Source organism: Pseudomonas sp. AC463 (genome assembly GCF_979253585.1).
On record NZ_CEEDDZ010000849.1, the window covers coordinates 1 to 256 of the forward strand.

Here is a 256-nt window from a genome sequence, read left to right on the forward strand (position 1 = left end):
GGAGAGGTCGTGCCCGCGGAGATGGTCATCGTCGGCGTCGGCATCGTCCCCGCTGTCCAACCGTTGCTCGATGCGGGCGCGGAGGGTGGCAACGGCGTTGCGGTCGACGCCCACTGCGCCACCAGCCTGCCGCACGTCCACGCGATCGGCGACTGCGCGCTTCACGCCAGCGTGTTCGCGGACGGCCTGCCGATCCGGCTCGAATCCGTCCAGAACGCCAACGATCAGGCGACCGTCGTCGCCAAGGCTCTCACCG

The 256-nt window shown here is 70.3% G+C and carries 1 protein-coding gene; it reads left to right on the top strand.

Annotation, left to right across the window (positions count from 1 at the left end; all coding sequences use genetic code 11):
- Positions 1 to 21: 21 nt before the first annotated feature.
- The coding region (locus AC0IYH_RS32635) for an FAD-dependent oxidoreductase (protein WP_471838502.1) at positions 22 to 256 on the top strand (235 nt) is incomplete at its 3' end.